Here is a 20544-nt window from a genome sequence, read left to right on the forward strand (position 1 = left end):
GTCAAAAGGATGGCTCGAAAGACGGCTGAAATGTTTGTTGTAGTTGTTTGGTAGCCAATCTGTGCCATTTGCTCGGTAATTTCAACAAGTCCAATCGTGACCGGTCAGTTCTCCTCAGCGTAGCCTGATTTATTCTCGTCGGACGGTTCACGAACCCTCGATGGATGTGTTTAGAATGCCCCTCGTCACGATTACCCGGGGTTCGTGTGGATTGCTCCGAGACTCCGCGAATCTGTCCTTTAAAACAAGAACGTAGACGGGCAAAAAGACGATGGACGAGGACTGGCGCATGCCCACTCGATCCATGGCTTTACCGTCACAGAGTGAGGCTGTCGGGATGGCGGTTTCATCGTGGGATGCCATGAATTTCATTCTTTACTCGGATATCAACGACGGCTCCATCAGCCAGAGCCTCGGTCGTCCCGAATACAGTTATTACTTCGTGCTCAAGGCCTATCGCCCTGTGCTCGAAAGCCTTGGGCGAGTGCATGTGGTGTCCTCCACCGCCGAGGTCGATCCACTCTACAAACAGTTATTGGCCGCTGGCGAAGACAGTCTGTTCCTGTCGTTTACGCCGCCGCAGAAAACCCCGAACGACCTTGAGTGCCCGACGATCTGTGTGGTGGCCTGGGAGTTCGATTCGATTCCCGATGAACAATGGGATAACGACCCGCGCCAGGACTGGACACAAATGCTGGCGCGGCAGGGGCGGGTGATCACACTCTCCAGCCATACCGCCCGGGCCATTCGTCGGGCCATGGGTGAAGACTTTCCCGTGCTGGTGTTGCCGACGCCGTTGTGGGAAAGCTTCGCCGACATCCGGAGTCGCCAGACCGGCGTCCCGATCAGCACCGGCTCGACCCTGGACATCAAGGGTTGCATCTTCGATACACGCACACTCGGACTGAGCGCTGATGCACTGATTCCCGTCGTGCCGACCGCCGAGGAACTGGCGGCGCTCGAGGCCGAGCTGGAGGCATTGAAGCCACCGCCGCTGACGCTCAAGCGCCGCTTGGTGATTGCTCGCCATTACCTACACATGTGGCGCCTGGACAAAGGCAAATCGCTGCCGGTCCCGGTGCATCGCACTCATTTTCTAAGCCAGTGGTATTGGGAAGGGATTCGTGACTTGTTGTCGGAAGCCGCCCATGAGCGTCTTGCTGACTGGTTGCCGTCCATCGCCGGCCCGCAGACGATCGCAATGCCCGAGCCGGAACCGCGACAGTGGCCGGACACCACCGCCCAGGTCGAAACACAGGTTGATGGTGTGGTGTACGTCACCGTGTTCAACCCGCGTGACGGTCGCAAGAACTGGCATCAACTGATCACCGCATTCTGCTGGGCGTTCCGCGAAACGCCTGACGCGACGCTGGTGCTGAAGATTACCCAAAGCGATCTGTCGTCCTACCACGATGAACTGATGACGTTGCTTGCGCAGCTGTCCCCGTTCGCCTGTCGGGTGGTGGTCATGCACGGCTACCTGGACGACCCGCAATATGCCCGGCTGTACGAAGCTGCCAGTTACTACGTCAATGCCTCGCGCTGCGAGGGGCTGTGCCTGCCGTTGATGGAGTTCATGGCCAGCGGTAAACCGGTGATTGCCCCGGATCACACGGCCATGGAGGACTACATCGATGAGCGCGTGGCGTTTGTGGTCAAGTCCAGCGAAGAGCTGACCATCTGGCCGCAGGACACTCGCATCATTTACCGCACCCTGCGTTATCGGCCGGATTGGGGTTCGCTGAAAACCGCTTACGAAAACAGCTACCGTCTGGCCAAGGAGCAACCGCTGGAGTATCAGCGCATGTCCCTCGCCGCCGTCGAACGCATGCACGGTTACTGCGCTTTCGACCCGGTGCAGAAGCGCATGGCGGATTTTTTCGGGCTGGCGCCACAGGCTTTGCCGACAGCAACCGTGACGGATAACGCCTCATGCTGATCATCATTCATTCGGAAACCAACCAGTACACCATTGCCCAGAACCTTGGCCGCTCGGAGTACAGCTATTACTTCGTGCTCAAGGAGTACCGCCCCGTGCTGGAGCGGCTGGGGCGAGTGGTAGAGGTCAGCGACCCGCAGGTCGAAGTCGATGCCTTGTACATGGATTGTTTGTCCCGTGGTGAAGCGTGCGTGTTCCTGTCGTTCTCACCGCCTCATCGTACGCCGGTCAATTTCACCTGCCCGACGCTGCCGGTGTTCGCGTGGGAATTCAGCACCATCCCCAACGAACCCTTTGCCGGAGACCCGCTCAACGACTGGCGCACGGTGTTGCGGGCAGCGGGTGCGGCGATTACACATTCCAGCTACACCGTGAATGCGGTGCGCGATGCGATGGGCGCCGACTTTCCGATCATCGCGGTACCAGCCCCTGTATGGGACCGTTTTTCCGAGCGCGGCGCCCACTTGCAACGTCAGCCCTTGGCCAATCAGGTGCGGTTGACGCTCAAGGGGTTGCTGGCAGACAGCCGTGAACTCGACTTGCGAGCCTTCGGCCCCGTGGCAACCCGCGAAGGTGTGGGGATTGATTTCGAGGCCCCGGCGAGTGAACACGAGTTGGTTCTCGATGGCGTTATTTACACCTCGGTGTTCAACCCCGGTGATGGACGCAAGAATTGGGAAGACATGCTCAGTGCCTTTTGCGTGACGTTTCGCGAGGTGGAGGACGCAACGCTGGTGCTCAAATTGACGCACCACGATGCCGAAGAAGCGCTGACTGACATCCTTCACCACTTGTACAAAAACCAGTCTTACCGCTGCCGGGTCGTGCTGATTTACGGTTATCTGGCTGACGCGGACTATGAGCAACTGGTGCAAGCCACGAGTTACGTGGTCAACACGTCCTACGGCGAAGGCCAATGTCTTCCGCTGATGGAGTTCATGTCCTGTGGCAAACCGGCGGTGGCGCCACGAACTACGGCGATGATCGATTATCTGGATGCCGATAATGCATTCCTGATTGACTCCACCGACGAGCTGACGGCCTGGCCACATGATCCGCGCAGGGCGTTTCGTACCTTGCGCTACGTCACCAATTGGGCGTCTTTGTGCAGGGCTTACCAATCAAGCTATGACGTGGCCAAGGGTGATCCCGAGCGTTATGCACAGATGTCCGTGCACGCAGTGACCAGCCTCAGGAAATTCTGCAGCCAGGCCACTGCCGAGCAGCGGCTTGCCGTTTTTTTTGAGCGTCTGTTCGAGAACCGTGCCGTGGAAACCCCTGAGGCATGATTCGCGCATTGGTCAGACGTTTCTTTCCAGAGACGAAACCCGAGCCCCAGCCCGCGCCGTTGCCGGTCGAGCAATCCCGCGTGTCACCAAGAGATGTGGGCTTGCACGATGCAATGCATGACGGGTGGTTTTCAGGCGACAGCGGCGAATTGCTCAAGGGCTTTGCCATCACTGCCGACGACACCTTGCTGGATGTCGGTTGCGGCGAAGGCGTGGCCACCTTGTTCGCGGTCCGCCAGGGCGCTTCGGTGATCTTCACCGACAGTGAGCACGACAAGGTCCGCGAGCTTGCCCGGCAAGTGGCCGCGCAATCGGACAAACCGAACCTGGGACTGGTCAGCAACAGTTTGCCGCTGCCCTTGGCCGGTGGCTGCGCCAGTAAAGTCGTGTGCATGGAAGTGCTCGAACACATCGATCAGCCAGAGCCTTTCATGGCCGAACTGGTGCGCATGGGCCGCCCCGGTGCGTTGTACCTGCTGAGCGTGCCGTCCCCGGTGGGCGAGCATTTGCAGAAGGGCATCGCCCCGGCCAGCTATTTTCAATCGCCCAATCACGTGCAGATTTTCAGCGCCGAGCGATTCGCCGCCCTGGTGGAAGACGCGGGCCTGGTCATCGAGCATCGCCAGGCCACTGGTTTTTTCTGGGTCATGGGCATGATCTTTTTCTGGGCCAGCGAGCGGGCCGCCGGGCGTGATTTGGGTGGTGCGGTTCGCGACCGGATCCAGGCGCCGTATCCGCCGCTGATGGAGAGCTGGGCGAAAACCTGGCAGGACTTGTTGGCCCAGCCGGACGGCTTGGCGATCAAGCAGATGCTCGACCGGTTCATGCCCAAGAGCCAGGTGATCATTGCCCGCAAACCTCATGTCCAGGAGGGCGCATGAGCAACGAAAAACGGATCATGGACATCGAGTTGTTGCGCGGCATTGCGGTGCTTGGCGTGCTGTTTCATCACCTGCAGGACAGCCTGTTCGCGGCGGCTGTGCCGTTGTTGCAGAGCATCACGCCGTACGGCCAGCCGTGGTGGGGCGTGGATCTGTTTTTCGCGATCTCGGGCTTCGTCATTGCCCGCAGCCTGATCCCGGCCATGCGCCGCTGCACAACGCGCCGGGAATATTGGCAGCAGACGCGCAACTTCTGGTTACGCCGGGCCTTTCGTTTGCTGCCGTCGGCCTGGTTATGGCTGGCCCTGATGTTACTGGCGTGCCTTTTTCTCAACCGCTCCGGCGCGTTCGGCACGCTGCACGCAAACATTCAGGCGACCCTGGCCGGCGTCGCGCAGTACGCCAATTTCCGCTTTGCCGACAGTTTCTATCGCTATGAGTACGGCACCAGCTTCGTGTACTGGAGCCTGGCGCTGGAAGAGCAGTTCTACCTGCTGTTTCCGCTGATGATCGTGCTGTTTCGCAAACACCTGGTCTGGGCGTTGCTGGCGTTGGTGGCGCTGCAATTGTTCACCCTGCGCACGCCGATCCTGATGGTGGTGCGCACCGACGCGCTGGCCCTTGGCGTGCTGTTGGCGATGTGGAGTACGCAACCGTCGTACCTGCGCTGGGAACCAACATGCTTGCGTCGTCCATGGGCGGGTGTTGCCGCACTGGTCGCGGTGGCGCTGCTGCTCAGCTTCATGGCAACGGATCGTTTCACCTTCACTTCTTACCGGATCGGCGTGATTGCGGTGCTGTGCGCGGTGCTCGTCTGGATCGCGTCCTACAACCGCGATTACCTGTTGCCGCGCGGCATGTTCAAGAACCTGATGACGTGGGTCGGCAGCCGTTCCTACGGGATTTACCTGATCCATATCCCGGCCTACTTGCTGGTCCGCGAATTCATTTTCCGTTTACAGGCTGCCGGGCTGCCCAGTCCGGCTGGCCATCCGATTCTGATGTTGCTGATGGCTGGCGGCCTGATCGTGCTGCTGAGCGAACTCAACTATCGCTACATCGAAATGCCCATGCGCAACCGCGGCGCCTCGCTGGTCAAGCGCCTGGGCACCTCCCGAACAGCCGTCTCATCCTCTGGAGCCACCTCATGCTGAGCCTTTTGAAGAAACTCACGGCGGGCACGCCCGCGCCTGTGCAGCCAGAGACACCGCCCGTGGCGCCAGTGGCGGAGAAGGTCGATCCCTATATGCTCGGCCTGCACGACGCGATGCTCAGTGGCTGGTTCAATCAGCAGACGGGCGAGCTGTTCACCGGCTTTCCGGTGACCCCCGAGGACACACTGCTGGATGTGGGCTGTGGCGACGGCGGCAACGTGCATTTCTGCGGGATGCGCGGGGCGAAGATCATCATCGCCGATATCGACGCGGCCAAGGTCGAAGCGACCCGCCAGCGCCTGGGCGATACACCGGCCCGCGACGTCGAGTGCCATGTCACCGACTGCAACCCGCTGCCGATTGCCGACGCGACCGCCACGCGGGTGGTGTCGACCGAGGTCATCGAGCACGTGGACGATCCGGCGCAGTTTCTCGCTGAACTGGTGCGCGTCGGTAAACCGGGCGCGCTGTACCTGCTGAGCGTCCCGCATCCAAGCTCTGAAGACCTGCAGAAAGACATCGCGGCGGCCGAGTATTTCCAGAAGCCCAACCACATTCGCATCATCAGCGAAGAGCAGTTCAAGGCCATGGTCAGCGATGCCGGCCTGGAAGTGATCAGCCACAGCCAGTACGGATTCTACTGGTCGATGTGGATGTTGTTGTTCTGGGAAGCCAAGGTCGATTTCAGCAACCCGGACCATCCGTTGCTCAACCACTGGGCGGATACCTGGCAGGCGATCCTGGCTTCGCCACGGGGCGCACAGATCAAGCAGGCGCTGGATGCCGTGGTGGCGAAGAGCCAGGTGATCATTGCGCGCAAACCCTGATTAGCCAACTGTGGGAGTGACGGTCTGCAACAGACCGTCCGGCACCGCCATGGGCGCCGTCCCGCAGCATTGCATCGAGCCAGATCAGCAAAATCCGCCAGGCTGCGAGGGCAAGCAAATCCCGCCAAAAGCGGCCGGGTGAACAGTCTCCATAAATGGGGCATTTCACCCACCCCAACGGGCGGTTACCACCAGATTTGAGGAAAATTCCCCCCTCACCCTTTCTCTCGTTTGAAATATTAAGAAATATCCTCTTCATTAATCTGAGCTTTTTCTTCGCCCTGGGGTAATGGCTCATTTGTTGCAGCCCCTCTGGAGCCCGCAACATCTGTCGTCCCGGGCATCATGGAGACGAGGGGGCTTGTCGGACTCGGCATGACGCGAGGGGTAAAAAAATGATACGCGCGACGCCAGCATGCGGCTCCATCGCCTCTGATGAGGAGCTTCTTATGAATTCCATGATCAAGATTGGCATTGTTGACGATCACCCGCTGTTAAGGGATGGAGTCACAATGGCGCTGAAGAAAATAGCTGACTTTGAGGTGGTCGAGCAGGGCGGGTCTGCCGATGATGCCCTGGAAATTGCCGCTCGTTTTGCCCCGAATGTTTTGCTGATGGATGTAAATATGCCGGGCGATAGCTTTGCTGCCGTGCGAGCGATCTCGGCTTCTTCGCCGGCCGTTAAAATTTTGATGCTGACGGTATCCGAGTCCATCGAAGACGCCTATTCCGCCCTCGAAGCGGGCGCGCAGGGGTATGCGTTGAAAGGCATAAGCGGTCCTGAGCTGGTACAAGCCATCAGAAATGTTGCCGGGGGTGAAACCTTCATTACAACCAAACTGGCCGGCAAGCTGTTAAGCAATATCAGGAAGCACGCGGGGGACAAGCAAAAAATCGAGCTGACCCATCGCGAAGAACAGGTTATCCGGGAGGTATCGAAGGGCCTGACTAACCGCGAAGTTGCCATCAAGCTCGAGCTCTGCGAGAAGACCATCAAGCACTACATGACGAATGTCATGTACAAGCTGCACGTTCGTAACCGCACGCAGGCGGTCGCAGCAGTGCTACGGCATTGGGAAGGTGACCATATATCCAGCCTGTGTGGTGCTCTTCAACGCCGCGACTTGAATGACAGCGGACGCTGAGTAGCGAGCCATAAGCGCTTGCGATGGCTTGAGCACAACGATCATTCGGGTCCAGATCAGATTTTGAACTGCGCCCTGGCTTTGGTTCCGGCATGGGGCGCCGATTCAATGATGAATACGCCGCCGAGGGATTCGACGCGATAGCGCATGCCGACAAGGCCCAGACGAGTTCTACCTCGGCCTGGCACACTCGGTTTCTCGCTTGAAATACCCACTCCCGCGTCCTCGACTTGTACTTCCAGTAGCCCTTCGGTATGAGAGGCGCTGAGTTTTTGGCCTTTTCCTCCTGCGTGAATATAGGCATTGTTCAACGCTTCCTGGGCGAAGCGGTAAATGCCAATTTTAAGCGCGATCGGTATGTCGTCCGGAAGAGTGTCCAGCGCCAGATCAACGCGCGTCTCGGTTCGCTCTTCGTGCCGCTCGGCAAGCAATACCAGCGCATCGTGCAGGGTCAGGTCATTGACTTCCGGAAGTGCCAGGCCGAGTGATATTTCCCGCACTTCGTTTAAAGCATCTTCACCGGCACGCTTGATCATTTCGAGGGCTTCTGCATCGGCGCCTCCTTGCGAATCTGCGAGCTCCTCAAGGCGCAGCAGAATCAGTGACAACAGCTGGGCAGGACCATCATGAAGATCCGCCCCGATCCGGCGCAGGGTGAGTTCATTGATTCTGGAGAATTCGCGATTGGCTTTAGTGACTTTGCGCTGAAGGGCCGCATTGTTTGAGTGCAACCTGGCTTGTTCATTCATTCGCCATTTAAGGGCTGCCTCATGCTGTTTTATTATCTTGTCGCCACGCCGAACGATAAAAAACAACAGCAAAATCATAGCCGTCGTTGCCGCGCCAACAATTGCCCATACTTTCTTGCGAACGTTATTGATTTCGCGCTGTAACGCTTCCGCGGTTTCGTAGAACTCGCCCACCGCAATAATCTTTCCAGTCCCCGCTTCGCGCAATGGAGCAAAAATTTCATAGAGCGGAATATTCAGGCTTCGCTCAAAGGCATCCTCAATATCATCCACCGTATTACCTTCAAAATCATTGTCCAACTCTGTATAGATCTTGCCCGCCAAGGCCTGTGAGATCTCTTCTGTCGGGAAGGTTTTCTGGACCGTGGATTTATCGGTGCTGTAGACAATCGTGCCGTCTGGAAGCCAGATTTTCACCGAGAGGACGTGTGTACTGAGCGAGGTGCTGGACAGCAAATGATCGATGGTCTGAATCGTTTCATCGGGGAGTCCCTTTGCAGTGGTTAATCCCTGGACGAATGGTTCGAGAAAGTTCTGCATGTAACGCGCGCCCGTCTCTGCCGCCGTTTGCAGCGTCGCCTCTTCGATGCTCTGGCTGACGAGGTTTCCAACGAACGTCATGGTCAGGCCCAGAATGATTGTGGCGCAGATTACGAACTGGGTTGAGCGGCTTAAATGGCGCAGTTTCGCACTGGCGCCCTGTCTCCCTGGCAGTGCGCCACTGGACTTTTGGTCAGTGTCTGATTCGACCAAGGTCTGATCCGTTTCGTTGACCAAAGTCTCGGAATTTGACTGGGCTTTCGTCTCTGTACACATCCGGGTGGCACCTCAATACTCAATTTTAAAGGCGTGCAATGCGGGCGTTTGAGGTTAAAGGCGGGAGGCGCGATGAGTATTTTAAAAAGATTCTCAATCAGTCTGGATAATCGCTATTTCCGGCAACAACAGCCGGGGGCCATGACCAATAGTGTGGCTTTTAATGATTTCCTGACGCCTCCACCAGACATGTGGAACCACGCTCCAATACATACTAGTCAATTCGTAGTCGATACCGGTTTTCTCATGGATAAAAGGCTTGTTGACGAAGCCGCATGGACGCAGAACCGTGCCATCACCCCTCGAGATGTCCCGGACCATGGCGATCTTCGCGAGCCTGTTCCGGCCAATGACTCTGATCGCTGGATGTGTGGCATCTGTGACAAGCCCCCTATGCCTGAGAGCGCTTCATGAACAGATGCATAGAGCCCCGATACGTGACGGGGCCTTTAGCAAGTTGCACCTTCTGTTCAATCCGCGCTCATGGGCCGTCGCCTCCTTGAGGCGCAATACCCGCCTGTAGATACGGTTGTCATGGGGAATTGATCCTCAGTCGAGCACTGCTGATTGCACGCAATTTGGCAAGGGTTCGGTGCGCCCGTAGTACCAGGTTCCGACGTTCAACTTTCGATTTTCATCTATGGGGTTCAGCACTAAACCACGCGTTTGCAGCCGGGTTTTATGCGCGTGGTTTCCTGATTGGTTAAGCATCGAGGAAACAGCCATGGCCAGCTTCATCAAGTCCGATCTTGAATTCATTCTCGAACAAATTTTCATCGCGGAACGGCATGCATCAGGCGCGAGTCTGGCTGACTTGCTGCAGAACGTAGAAGTACCCTTCGGCCTGCGCACCGTCTCCGGCATCGACAACAACCTGGCCAATCCCCAGTTCGGTGCCGCCGACAATTTCTTTCCGCGCATGACGACGCCGGTGTTCAATACCGCGCAGGTTCAGCCAGTCGGTTTCTTCGGTCCCACCGATCCTGGCGGTACCACGCCGACCTCCTATCAGCAAACCAGCGGTTTTGTCTTCGATTCGCAGCCGCGCACCATCAGCAACCTGATCGTCGACCAGACCCCCAACAATCCGGCGGCGGTCGCGGCCGCAGCGGCCAATCCGGATTCACAGCTCGTCACCAGCCCCGGTCTGGATGGCCTGTTCGGCACCGCTGACGATGTCTCCGTCTTCCAGATCCCCAACATCACGCCGGACGCGGGCCTGACCGTGCCGTTCAACCAGTGGATGACTTTCTTTGGCCAGTTCTTCGACCATGGCCTGGACCTCGTCACCAAGGGCGGTAGCGGCACAGTCTTCATTCCGTTGCAGCCCGACGATCCGCTTTTCGTGCCGGGCAGCCCGACCAACTTCATGGTGCTGACGCGCGCCACCAATCTGCCCGGCCCCGACGGCATCCTCGGCACCGCCGATGACATCCATGAGCAGAGCAACACCACTTCGCCCTTTGTCGACCAGAACCAGACCTACAGCTCGCATCCCTCGCATCAGGTATTCCTGCGCGCGTATGAAATCAACGCCGCCGGCGATCCGGTCGCCACCGGCAAGCTGATCACCAATCGTGACCTGGGTGTCGATGGGCATTTTGGCACCGCTGATGACGTCGAAATCGGCGGCATGGCCACCTGGGCAGTCGTCAAGGCCCAGGCCCGTGATCTGCTTGGCATCAACCTGACCGATGCGGACGTGTTCGATGTACCGCTGCTGGCGACCGATGAGTACGGCAACTTCATCAAGGGGCCCAACGGCCTCCCGCAAGTCGTGATGAAGGGCGCGGACGGCATTGCCGGCACGGCCGATGACGTGCTCGTGGAAGGTAATCGGGCCGCGCCCATCAGCCTGACGAACGCCGTGCGCACCGGTCACCAGTTCCTCATCGACATCGCCCACAGCGCCGATCCGACTGGCGGCCTGACGGCTGACGCAGACTCCGTCATTGGTGGCCCGCAAGCCCCCGGCACTTACGACAACGAGCTGCTCGACAAGCACTACATCGCCGGCGATGGCCGGGTCAACGAGAACATCGGCCTGACCACGGTGCATTCCGTTTTTCATAGCGAACACAACCGCTTGGTCGATCAGACCAAGGAGACGATACTGGCCTCCGCCGACCTCGATTTCCTGAACAAGTGGCTGATGCCCGACGCCCAACTGGCGGCGTTGCCAGCGACACCGGCCGATATCGCGGGCCTGCACTGGAACGGCGAACGGTTGTTCCAGGCCGCCAAGTTCGGCACCGAGATGCAGTACCAGCACCTGGTGTTCGAGGAGTTCGCGCGCACCATCCAGCCGCAAGTGGACGTCTTCCTGGCGCCTATGGGCAATGACACCACGGTCAATCCGGCGATCGTCGCCGAGTTCGCGCACACAGTGTTTCGCTTCGGCCATTCGATGCTGCTGGAGACGGTCGATCGTTTCGACCCCAACTTCAACGTCGTCGGCGACGGCAATCCGGCTGACCCGGGCAATCAACAGACCGGCCTGATCGCGGCCTTCCTCAACCCGCTGGAATTTGCTGCGAGCGGCCCCACTCCTGAGGAGGCGGCTGGCGCCATCGTGCGCGGCATCACGCGGCAAGTCGGCAACGAGATCGACGAGTTCGTCACTGACGCTCTGCGCAACAACCTGGTCGGCTTGCCGCTCGACCTGGCCGCGCTCAACCTGGCGCGCGGCCGCGAAGTCGGCATCCCGTCGCTGAACGAGGCGCGGCGCGAGTTCTACCACATGACCGGCGACAGCCAGTTGACCCCCTACACGAGCTGGGCCGATTTCGTGCAGCACATGAAGCACCCGGAATCGCTGATCAACTTCATCGCCGCCTACGGCACGCATTCAAGCATCACTGGCGCTACGACGCTGGCGGACAAGCGCGCCGCGGCTGCGGATCTTGTGCTCGGCGGCGCCACGGCGCCGGCTGATCGCCTGGACTTCCTCAACAGTACCGGCGTCTGGGCCAGCAACGCCGGCGCGGACGGTATCCTGCACACCGCAGACGACGTGACCACCACCGGCCTTGACACCATCGACTTCTGGATCGGCGGGCTGGCCGAGGAGAAGATGCCCTTTGGCGGCCTGCTGGGTTCGAGCTTCAACTTCGTCTTCGAAACCCAGTTGGAAAACCTGCAGAATGGCGATCGCTTCTACTATCTGGCCCGCACCGCGGGACTCAACTTCGGCACTGAGCTTGAGAACAATTCGTTTGCCAATCTGGTGATGCTCAACACCGATGCAACACACCTGCCGGCCAACATATTCCAGACGCCGGCCTTCATCCTGGAGGTCGACCCGACGCACCAGTTCAACCAGAGCGTGGTGGCCGGCCCGGACGGCATCGTCGGCACGCTCGACGATCTGCCAGCCAACGCGGATCCCTTTGGCCCGTCGGACCACCCGATTGGCTCACCACGGATTGACCATTTCACGCCGCTGGTGATCCGCGACAACCCTGACACAGTGGGCCCGGATACCAACTATCTGCACTACACCGGCGGCGATACGGTCGTGCTTGGCGGCACGGCCGGCAACGACATCCTCATTGCCGGCGACTCGGACGACGACACCGTCTATGGCGACGCCGGCAACGATCGGCTCGACGGCGGCTACGGCAACGACAACGTCTTTGGCGGTACCGGCGACGACATCATCACCGACATCGGCGGCAGCGACACCCTGCGCGGCGAGGACGGCAACGACGTCATCCAGGCTGGCAACTCGACCCTCGGCCTCAACAACCTGGTCTTCGGCGGCGATGGCAAAGACTTCATCATCACCACCGAAGACATCACCATGACCTTCGGCGGTGCGGGCGACGATTTCATCCTCGGCGCCAAGGTCAACCTCGCGCCGACCGGCAACGAAGGCAATGACTGGATCGAAGGCGGCACCCAGGACGGTGCGCCCGGCGATAACATGAGCCCGACACTGACCGACGATGTGCCCGGCAACGACATCTTCATCGGCACTGGCGGATTCGATGAAATGATCGGTGAGGGCGGCGACGACATCTTCATCGCCAGCGACGCCCAGGACAAGATGGACGGCATGTCCGGGTTCGACTGGACCTCCTACAAGAATGACAAGTACGGCGTGACCGTCGACATGGTCGTTCCTTTCTTCAGTCCGTATCACGCGGTGCCCAATGCGGCGGGCGATATCGTGGGCGCAGTGGCGCAATCGGCCGATTCGGTCTATGACCGGTTCGCGGAAGTGGAGGGCCTGTCGGGGTCGGCCTTCGCCGACTTCCTGCGCGGCGATGAACAAAACGCGGCCATCATCGCCAACATCACGGCCAGGGGCAGCATCCTCACCAACTTCGATCTCGTCAGCGGCCTGCGGGCCTTCGTCGGCAGCGCCGGTTTTGGTGCCGATGGTGTTGGCGGGACGGCCGACGATCAATTCGGCGCGGGCAACATCATCCTCGGCGGCGATGGCAGCGACATCATCGAAGGCCGTGGCGGCAGCGACCTCATCGACGGCGACAGTTGGCTCAACGTGCGCATCAGCGTGCGTCAGAACATCGATGGCACCGGGCCGGAGATCGCCACCTTCGACAGCATGACGCCGATGATCCCGCTCATGCTCAACGGCACCTACAACCCCGGCCAGCTCGTCGCCGTGCGCGAAATCCTGCCCGGTACATCCACAGGCGGGGCTGCGTTCGACACCGTCAACTTCCTGGGCCCTCAGGCGAACTACACGATCGCCGTCAACGGCATCGTCGTCGATCCCACCGTTCCCCTCAATATCGTCGGCACCGACGTCGTCACCGTGACCGACAATGTCGGCAAGGAAGAAACCGACCGTCTCACCCATATCGAGCGGCTGCAGTTCTCCGATCAGGCAGTGGTCCTCGTGCAGGGGGTCAACGCTGAGCCGGTAGGCGCGCTGACGGTGGATAACACCGCGCCGACCGTTGGCCAGGTATTGACCGTGTCGGCGGCCGGCCTCACCGATGGCGACAACGTGGGCGGTGCGATCCACAATTCCATCAGTTACGTATGGCAGTTTGAAGCGGCACCGGGCTCGGGCGTCTTCGAGGACATCATCCTCGGCCCAGGCCGCATCGGTATCGGATTTACCAGAGCGGACGCACCCACGCTCACGGTGACGTCGGATCTTGCCGGCCTGGCCGTGCGCGTCAAAGCCATCTATGCGGACGATCATGGTGTGACCGAGCAGGTATTCTCGGCACCGACTACGGCAGTAGTGGCTGCAGCGCCAGCCCCCGCGCCAGCACCTTCGCTGATCGATCCGCAGACCACGGCCCCCAGCAACGGTGTGCGTTACACACAATCGGACCTGGCGTTCATCCTTGACCAGATCAAGATTGCCGAGCACAACGCGGCCGGTGAGAACATGAACTCGCTGCTCGATAACATACGAGTGCCGTACGGTTTGCGCACGGTCGAAGGGACGGAAAACAACCTGCTCCATCCCGAGTTCGGTGCCGCCGATAACGTATTCCCACGCCTGACCACGCCGGACTTCCGCCCGGCCGATGCCGGCACGAGCTACACCCAGACCAGCGGCCTGGTGATCGACTCGGCGCCGCGCACCATCAGTAACCTGATCGTCGACCAGACTGCGAACAACCCGGCAGCGGTCGCGGCCACCTTCGATCCCGGCCTGGATGGCGTCCTCGGCACCGCTGACGACGTGCTCAAGGCCGGTGCGCAAGTGGTGACCGGAACTCGCACCGACGGCACGACGTTCGAGACCTTCTTCGACCCGAACGTGAGCCCCGACGCGGGCCTGACCGCGCCCTTCAACCAATGGATGACCTTCTTCGGGCAGTTTTTCGACCATGGCCTGGACCTCGTCACCAAGGGCGGCTCGGGCACCGTGTTCATTCCGCTGCAGCCGGATGACCCGTTGTTCGTGCCGGGTAGCCCGACCAACTTCATGGTGCTGACGCGCGCCACCAATCAACCCGGCCCCGACGGCATCCTGGGTACGGCCGACGACATCCACGAGAACACCAACACCACCTCGCCGTTTGTCGACCAGAACCAAACCTACAGCTCGCATCCTTCGCACCAGGTGTTCCTGCGCGCCTATGAGCTCAACGCAGCGGGCGATCCGGTGGCCACCGGCAAACTGATCGAGAACCGGGCGGCCGGTGCCGACGGCATCCTGTTTACCGCTGACGACAGTCTGACGGGCGGCATGGCCACCTGGAAGGTGGTCAAGGCGCAAGCCCATGATCTGCTCGGGATCAATCTCACCGATGCCGATTTCAACAACGTGCCATTGTTGGCGACCGACGCCTACGGCAATTTCATCAAGGGTCCGAACGGTTTTCCACAGGTGGTGATGCTGGGCCCGGACGGCATTGCCGGCACGGCCGACGATGTGCTCGTTGAAGGTAATCCGGCGGCGCCCATCAGCCTGGCCAACGCCGCGCGCACCGGCCATGCCTTCCTCAATGACATTGCCAACAGTGCCATTCCGGTGGACAGCCAGACGGGCGCAGCGCTCCTGCCTGATGTCGACACCGTTATCGGCGGGCCGGTAGCCGCCGGCTTCTACGACAACGAACTGCTGGACGCGCACTACATTGCCGGCGACGGCCGGGTCAACGAGAACATCGGCCTGACCACCGTCCATTCGATCTTCCACCATGAGCACAACCGCCTGGTCGACCACACCAAGGAGGTGGTCCTGGCGACAGCGGCAAGCGGCGATGTGTCGTTCCTCAACGAGTGGCTGCTGACGCCCGTCACTGCCCTTCCTGCCGACACCTCGACCCTGGACTGGAACGGCGAGCGCCTGTTCCAGACGGCGAAGTTCGGTACCGAAATGCAGTACCAGCACCTGGTGTTCGAGGAGTTCGCGCGGACCATCCAGCCGATGGTCGATCCCTTCTTCGCCCCGGGCCAGGTGTACGACACCGCGATCGATCCGAGCATCGTTGCCGAGTTCGCCCACACCGTGTATCGCTTCGGGCACTCGATGCTGCTGGAGCAAGTCGACCGGCTGGATCCGAACTTCGCTTCGAGCGATATCGGGCTGATCCAGGCCTTCCTCAACCCGCTCGAGTTCGCGGGCAGCGGCGCCACTCCGGAGGAGGCGGCCGGTGCCATCGTGCGCGGCGTAACCCGCCAGGTGGGCAACGAGATCGATGAGTTCGTCACCGAAGCCCTGCGCAACAACCTGCTCGGCCTGCCGCTCGACCTGCCCGCCATCAACCTGGCGCGCGGCCGCGATACCGGGATTCCGTCCCTGAACGCGGCGCGGCGGGAGTTCTATGTGCCCACCGGCGACGCAGAGCTCAAGCCCTACACGAGCTGGGCCGATTTCGTGCAGCACATAAAACACCCGGAATCGCTGATCAACTTCATCGCCGCCTACGGCACGCACTCGACCATCACCGGCGCCACCACGCTGGCGGAAAAGCGCGCCGCCGCTGCGGACCTGGTGCTCGGCGGCGCGACCGCGCCGGCCGACCGCGTCGACTTCCTCAACAGCACGGGTGCCTGGGCCAGCAACGCTGGTGCGGACGGCGTGTTGCACACGGCAGACGATGTGACCATCACCGGGCTGGATGCCGTCGACTTCTGGGTTGGCGGGCTGGCCGAGGAGAAGATGCCCTTTGGCGGCATGCTCGGCTCGACCTTCAACTTCGTCTTCGAGAACCAGATGGAGAAACTCCAGGACGGTGACCGCTTCTACTATCTGGAACGCACCGCCTCGATGGACTTTGGCGCTGAACTGGAGAACAACACGTTCGCCAATCTGGTGATGGCCAATACCGACGCAACACACCTTTCGGGCAGGGTTTTCCTGACACCGGCCTACACCCTGGAGGTCAACCAGGCGCACCAGTACAACCCGAGTGTGATTGCCGGTCCCGACGGTATTGTCGGCACCCTCGACGATCTGCCGGCGAATGCCGATCCCTTTGGTCCGTCGGACCACCCGATTGGCTCACCGCGCACGGACTTCCTCACGCCGCTGGTGATCCGCGACAACCCCAACACAACGGGCCCGGATACCAACTACCTGCACTACACCGGCGCCGATACGGTCGTGCTGGGCGGCACGCCCGGCAATGACATCCTCATTGCCGGCGACTCGGACGACGACACCGTCTATGGCGATGCCGGTAACGACCGGATCGATGGCGGCTACGGCAACGACCAACTCTTTGGCGGTACCGGAGACGACATCATCACGGACATGGGTGGCGACGACGTCATCCACGGCGAGGACGGCAATGACGTCATCCAGGGCGGCAACGGTCTCAACCTGATCCTCGGCCAGGCCGGCCAGGACTTCATCATCACCGGCGAGGACGCGGCCGACACCAGCGGCGGCCTGGGCAACGACTTCATCCTCGGCAGCAAGGCGAACGAATTTGCGCGCGGCGGTGAGGGTGACGACTGGATCCAGGGTGGATCCGCCGATGGTGTTGCCGGCGACAACTTCGACCCGTTCGGCAACGACCCGATCAATGGCAACGACGTCTTCATGGGCGATGGCGGACCGGACAACTTCGACGGGGAGGGCGGTGATGACATCATGATCGGCAGCCCCAGCGAGGCGGACCGTTTCATCGGGTTCTCCGGGTACGACTGGGCGGACTACAAGGACGATTCTGCCGGCGTGACCATGGGCCTCAACTCCAGGCTGCGCTTCTTCGATCAGCCGGCGGTGCCTGGTTCCAACGCGTCGATCCTGGCCCGGCTGGACCTGGTGGAAGGGCTGTCGGGATCGGCCCACGCCGACTTCCTCAGCGGCGATGACTCCACTGCCGACTTGCTCGCCGTCGCTGGCGCCAAGGGCAGCGTGCTCACCAACTTCGACCTCATCAGCGGTCTGCGGGACTTGGTCGGTAGCGCCGGCAACGGCGCGGATGGTATCGCCGGCACCGCCGACGATAAATTCGACGGTGGCAACATCATCCTGGGTGGCGCTGGCAGCGATTTCATCGAAGGCCGCGGCGGCGATGACATCATCGACGGCGACAAGTGGCTCAACGTGCGCATCAGCGTGCGGCAGAACATCGATGGCAGCGGGCCGGAAATCGCTACCTTCGACAGCATGACGCCCCTGGTCCCGCTCATGGTGAACGGCACCTATAACCCCGGCCAGCTCCAGATCGTGCGCGAAATCCTAACGGCGACCGGTCCCGCCTTCGACACGGCGCTGTTCTCCGGCAATCGGGTGGATTACACCGTGGTCGAAAACGCCAACGGCACCGTTACGGTCACCGACAGTGTCGCTGGCAGGGACGGGACCGACACCCTCAGCCATATCGAGCGGGTGCAGTTCTCTGACCAGTCGATCGTGCTTGGCGGTTTGAACTCGGGGCCAGTCGGTTTGTTGCGGATCGACGATCCCACGCCCGCCACCGGCCAGGTGCTGACGGTATCGGCCGCCGACATCACGGATGCCGACAACACGGCGACCGGCGGCGCTATCACCGGCCCCATCAGTTACTTCTGGCAGTTCGAAGCGCGCCCTGGCTCGGGTGTCTTCGAAGACATCACCTTCTTTGCCGCCGGCGAGGTCGCGCGCGCAGAAGGCACGACTGTCACGGTGGGCTCGGAACTCAGGATCGCACCACCAGCGACCCTCATTGGCGCCGTGCCGGCTATCCCGGAACTCGTTGTGGCAGCCGGGCTGGCCCTGCGCGTCAGGGCGGTCTACAAGGACGCCAATGGCGTGCTGGAAGAGGTGTTCTCGGCGCCGACCGCACCGATCACGGCGGCCGGTACTGGTACCGTCAATGTCCTGCCGGTCGGAACGATACTGATCAGCGATACGACCCCGGCGAAAGACTCGGGCTTGACCGCCACGGATGCGTTCACCGACGCCAACGGGACCACGACCTCGGTGATTGCCCATCAGTGGCAAATGGGCAGCGGTGCGATCTTCACCGACATCGCCGGCGCGACGGGCACGACCTTCACGCCCGGCCAGGCGCAGGTCGGTCAGCAACTGCGTGTCGTCGCGACGTACACCGATGACCTCGGCACACTTGAGCGAGTCACCTCTGCCGCAACGTTCGTGGTCAGTGATGTGTTTGTCGGTACCGCCGGTGTCGATGTATGGACCGGCACGGCAGGCGACGACGTGGCCAGCGGAGCTGCTGGCAACGACATCCTGAGCGGCTTGGGCGGCAACGACATCCTCCATGGTGACGCGGGCAACGACTTCCTCATTGGCGGTACGGGTAATGACCAGATGCTGGGCGGAACCGGCAACGATACCTACCGCGTCGATTCAGTCGGGGACGTAGTGACCGAGTTGACGGGTGAGGGGCAGGACTCCGTACAGACCACGCTGGGCAGCTACACACTGGGCGCCAATGTCGAACATCTGCTCTACCTCGGGGCCGGAAACTTTGTCGGCAATGGCAACGCGTTGAACAACGTCATCACCGGCGGGGTGGGTAATGACACCCTCAACGGCGGTGACGGCAACGACACACTGGTGGGGGGCGCCGGCAACGACGTCCTCACCGGCGGTGCGGGCAATGACGCGATGGTCGGCGGAGCTGGCAACGATACCTTCCGTGTCGATTCAGCCGGGGACCTGGTGGTCGAGACGGCGGGTGGCGGTGTGGACTCCGTACAGACCACGCTGACCAGCTACACACTGGGCGCCAATGTCGAGCATCTGCTCTACCTCGGAACCGGCAACTTCGTCGGCACCGGCAACGCGTTGAACAACGTCATCACCGGTGGGGTGGGTAATGACACCCTCAATGGCGGCGACGGCAACGACACTTTGATGGGTAGCGCTGGCAACGACGTCCTCACGGGCGGTGCGGGTAATGACGCGATGGTCGGCGCAGCCGGCAACGATACCTACCGTGTCGATTCGGCCGGGGACCTGGTGGTCGAGGCGTCGGGCGCGGGTGCCGATTCCGTACAAACGACGCTCAACAGCTACACACTGGGTGCCAATGTCGAGCACATGCTCTTCACCGGCGTCGGCAACTTCACCGGCAATGGCAACGCGTTGAACAACATCATTACCGCCGGGGCCGGTAATGACACGCTCAACGGCGGTGACGGTAACGACACCTTGCTGGGTGGCCTGGGCAACGACGTCATCGATGGTGGTGTGGGGGCCGACCGCTTGGAAGGCGGACTCGGCAATGACACCTACCGCGTCGATTCAGCCGCGGACGGGGTCATCGAGCTGGCGGGTGAGGGGCAGGACTCGATACAGACCTCGCTGTCCAGCTACACACTGGGTGCCAATACCGAGCATCTGCTCTACACCGGCGTCGGCAACTTCGTCGGCACCGGCAACGCGTCGAACAACGTCATCACCGGTGGGGCGGGTAATGACACCTTCAACGGTGCCGACGGCAACGACACATTGCTCGGGGGCGCCGGCAACGACCTCATCGATGGCGGTGCCGGCAACGACAGTATTGTTGGTGGTGCCGGCAACGACTCGATGTTTGCCAGCACTGGCGACGATATCTTCTCGTTCGCAGCGGCCTTCGGCAACGATCGGATCATCGGCTTCGATACCGATGCGGCGGGTGGCCAGGATCTGCTCAATATCGCCGCGATGAACATCACCGCCGCGAACTTTGGCAGCAGTGTCAACATCGTCGACCTCGGTGCGGATACGTTGGTCAACTTCGGCGCGGACTCCATCACCCTGGTCGGTGTGGCCGACGCAACAACCGTCACTGCCTCGGACTTCATTCTGGCCTCTTGAGGTCCTGACAAGTCCCGTCGCAGGGAGCGTGCACAGCGGAGGG

The 20544-nt window shown here is 60.9% G+C and carries 10 protein-coding genes; 8 read left to right on the top strand and 2 right to left on the bottom strand.

The annotated features are described in order from the left end of the window. Nucleotides 1-361 precede the first annotated feature (361 nt). The 6 genes from KGA88_RS18695 (at nucleotide 362) to KGA88_RS18720 (ending at nucleotide 7235) form a co-directional block, all read left to right on the top strand. The gene (locus KGA88_RS18695; protein WP_223593386.1) at nucleotides 362-1939 is read left to right on the top strand and encodes a glycosyltransferase; all 1578 of its coding nucleotides are present in this window, start codon (nucleotides 362-364) and stop codon (nucleotides 1937-1939) included. Further along, nucleotides 1933-3228 carry a glycosyltransferase gene (locus KGA88_RS18700; protein WP_110659473.1) on the top strand — a complete coding sequence of 432 codons (1296 nt, stop codon included), beginning with the start codon at nucleotides 1933-1935 and terminating at the stop codon, nucleotides 3226-3228. The genes KGA88_RS18695 and KGA88_RS18700 overlap by 7 nt, the downstream gene beginning before the upstream one ends. Next, on the top strand, nucleotides 3225-4109 hold the full coding sequence (locus KGA88_RS18705) for a class I SAM-dependent methyltransferase (protein WP_223593393.1): 885 nt from the start codon (nucleotides 3225-3227) through the stop codon (nucleotides 4107-4109). Before KGA88_RS18700 ends, KGA88_RS18705 begins: the two co-directional genes overlap by 4 nt. Beyond that, nucleotides 4106-5263 (top strand): acyltransferase family protein, encoded by a 1158-nt coding sequence (locus KGA88_RS18710; RefSeq protein ID WP_223593395.1) that lies wholly within the window; start codon nucleotides 4106-4108, stop codon nucleotides 5261-5263. The genes KGA88_RS18705 and KGA88_RS18710 overlap by 4 nt, the downstream gene beginning before the upstream one ends. Beyond that, the gene (locus KGA88_RS18715; RefSeq protein WP_110659476.1) at nucleotides 5257-6090 is read left to right on the top strand and encodes a class I SAM-dependent methyltransferase; all 834 of its coding nucleotides are present in this window, start codon (nucleotides 5257-5259) and stop codon (nucleotides 6088-6090) included. Before KGA88_RS18710 ends, KGA88_RS18715 begins: the two co-directional genes overlap by 7 nt. 449 nt (nucleotides 6091-6539) lie before the next feature. Next, entirely contained in the window at nucleotides 6540-7235 is a 696-nt protein-coding gene (locus KGA88_RS18720; RefSeq protein WP_223593397.1) for a response regulator, read from the top strand. 56 nt (nucleotides 7236-7291) lie between these two features. Here the strand turns inward: KGA88_RS18720 and KGA88_RS18725 are convergent, their stop codons facing one another. Then, a complete protein-coding gene (locus tag KGA88_RS18725; protein ID WP_223593399.1) occupies nucleotides 7292-8800 on the bottom strand; it encodes a sensor histidine kinase in 1509 nt (502 codons plus the stop codon). Between the two features lie 72 nt (nucleotides 8801-8872). Between KGA88_RS18725 and KGA88_RS18730 the strand changes: the two genes are divergently transcribed. Further along, entirely contained in the window at nucleotides 8873-9214 is a 342-nt protein-coding gene (locus KGA88_RS18730; RefSeq protein WP_223593401.1) for a hypothetical protein, read from the top strand. A 135-nt stretch (nucleotides 9215-9349) separates the two neighbouring features. Here the strand turns inward: KGA88_RS18730 and KGA88_RS18735 are convergent, their stop codons facing one another. Beyond that, a complete protein-coding gene (locus tag KGA88_RS18735) occupies nucleotides 9350-9538 on the bottom strand; it encodes a hypothetical protein (protein ID WP_223593403.1) in 189 nt (62 codons plus the stop codon). Between KGA88_RS18735 and KGA88_RS18740 the strand changes: the two genes are divergently transcribed. After that, nucleotides 9525-20501 carry a peroxidase family protein gene (locus tag KGA88_RS18740; protein WP_223593405.1) on the top strand — a complete coding sequence of 3659 codons (10977 nt, stop codon included), beginning with the start codon at nucleotides 9525-9527 and terminating at the stop codon, nucleotides 20499-20501. The two genes, KGA88_RS18735 and KGA88_RS18740, sit on opposite strands and share 14 nt — an antisense overlap. The last annotated feature ends 43 nt before the right edge of the window (nucleotides 20502-20544 follow it).

It is taken from the genome of Pseudomonas sp. A-R-19, assembly GCF_019956575.1.
Classification (GTDB): domain Bacteria; phylum Pseudomonadota; class Gammaproteobacteria; order Pseudomonadales; family Pseudomonadaceae; genus Aquipseudomonas.

Coding starts and splice junctions, on each gene's coding strand:
- KGA88_RS18695 (WP_223593386.1), top strand. CDS start 362: ATGAATTTCATTCTTTACTCGGATATCAACGACGGCTCCATCAGCCAG.
- KGA88_RS18700 (WP_110659473.1), top strand. CDS start 1,933: ATGCTGATCATCATTCATTCGGAAACCAACCAGTACACCATTGCCCAG.
- KGA88_RS18705 (WP_223593393.1), top strand. CDS start 3,225: ATGATTCGCGCATTGGTCAGACGTTTCTTTCCAGAGACGAAACCCGAG.
- KGA88_RS18710 (WP_223593395.1), top strand. CDS start 4,106: ATGAGCAACGAAAAACGGATCATGGACATCGAGTTGTTGCGCGGCATT.
- KGA88_RS18715 (WP_110659476.1), top strand. CDS start 5,257: ATGCTGAGCCTTTTGAAGAAACTCACGGCGGGCACGCCCGCGCCTGTG.
- KGA88_RS18720 (WP_223593397.1), top strand. CDS start 6,540: ATGAATTCCATGATCAAGATTGGCATTGTTGACGATCACCCGCTGTTA.
- KGA88_RS18725 (WP_223593399.1), bottom strand. CDS start 8,800: ATGTGTACAGAGACGAAAGCCCAGTCAAATTCCGAGACTTTGGTCAAC.
- KGA88_RS18730 (WP_223593401.1), top strand. CDS start 8,873: ATGAGTATTTTAAAAAGATTCTCAATCAGTCTGGATAATCGCTATTTC.
- KGA88_RS18740 (WP_223593405.1), top strand. CDS start 9,525: ATGGCCAGCTTCATCAAGTCCGATCTTGAATTCATTCTCGAACAAATT.
- KGA88_RS18735 (WP_223593403.1), bottom strand. CDS start 9,538: ATGAAGCTGGCCATGGCTGTTTCCTCGATGCTTAACCAATCAGGAAAC.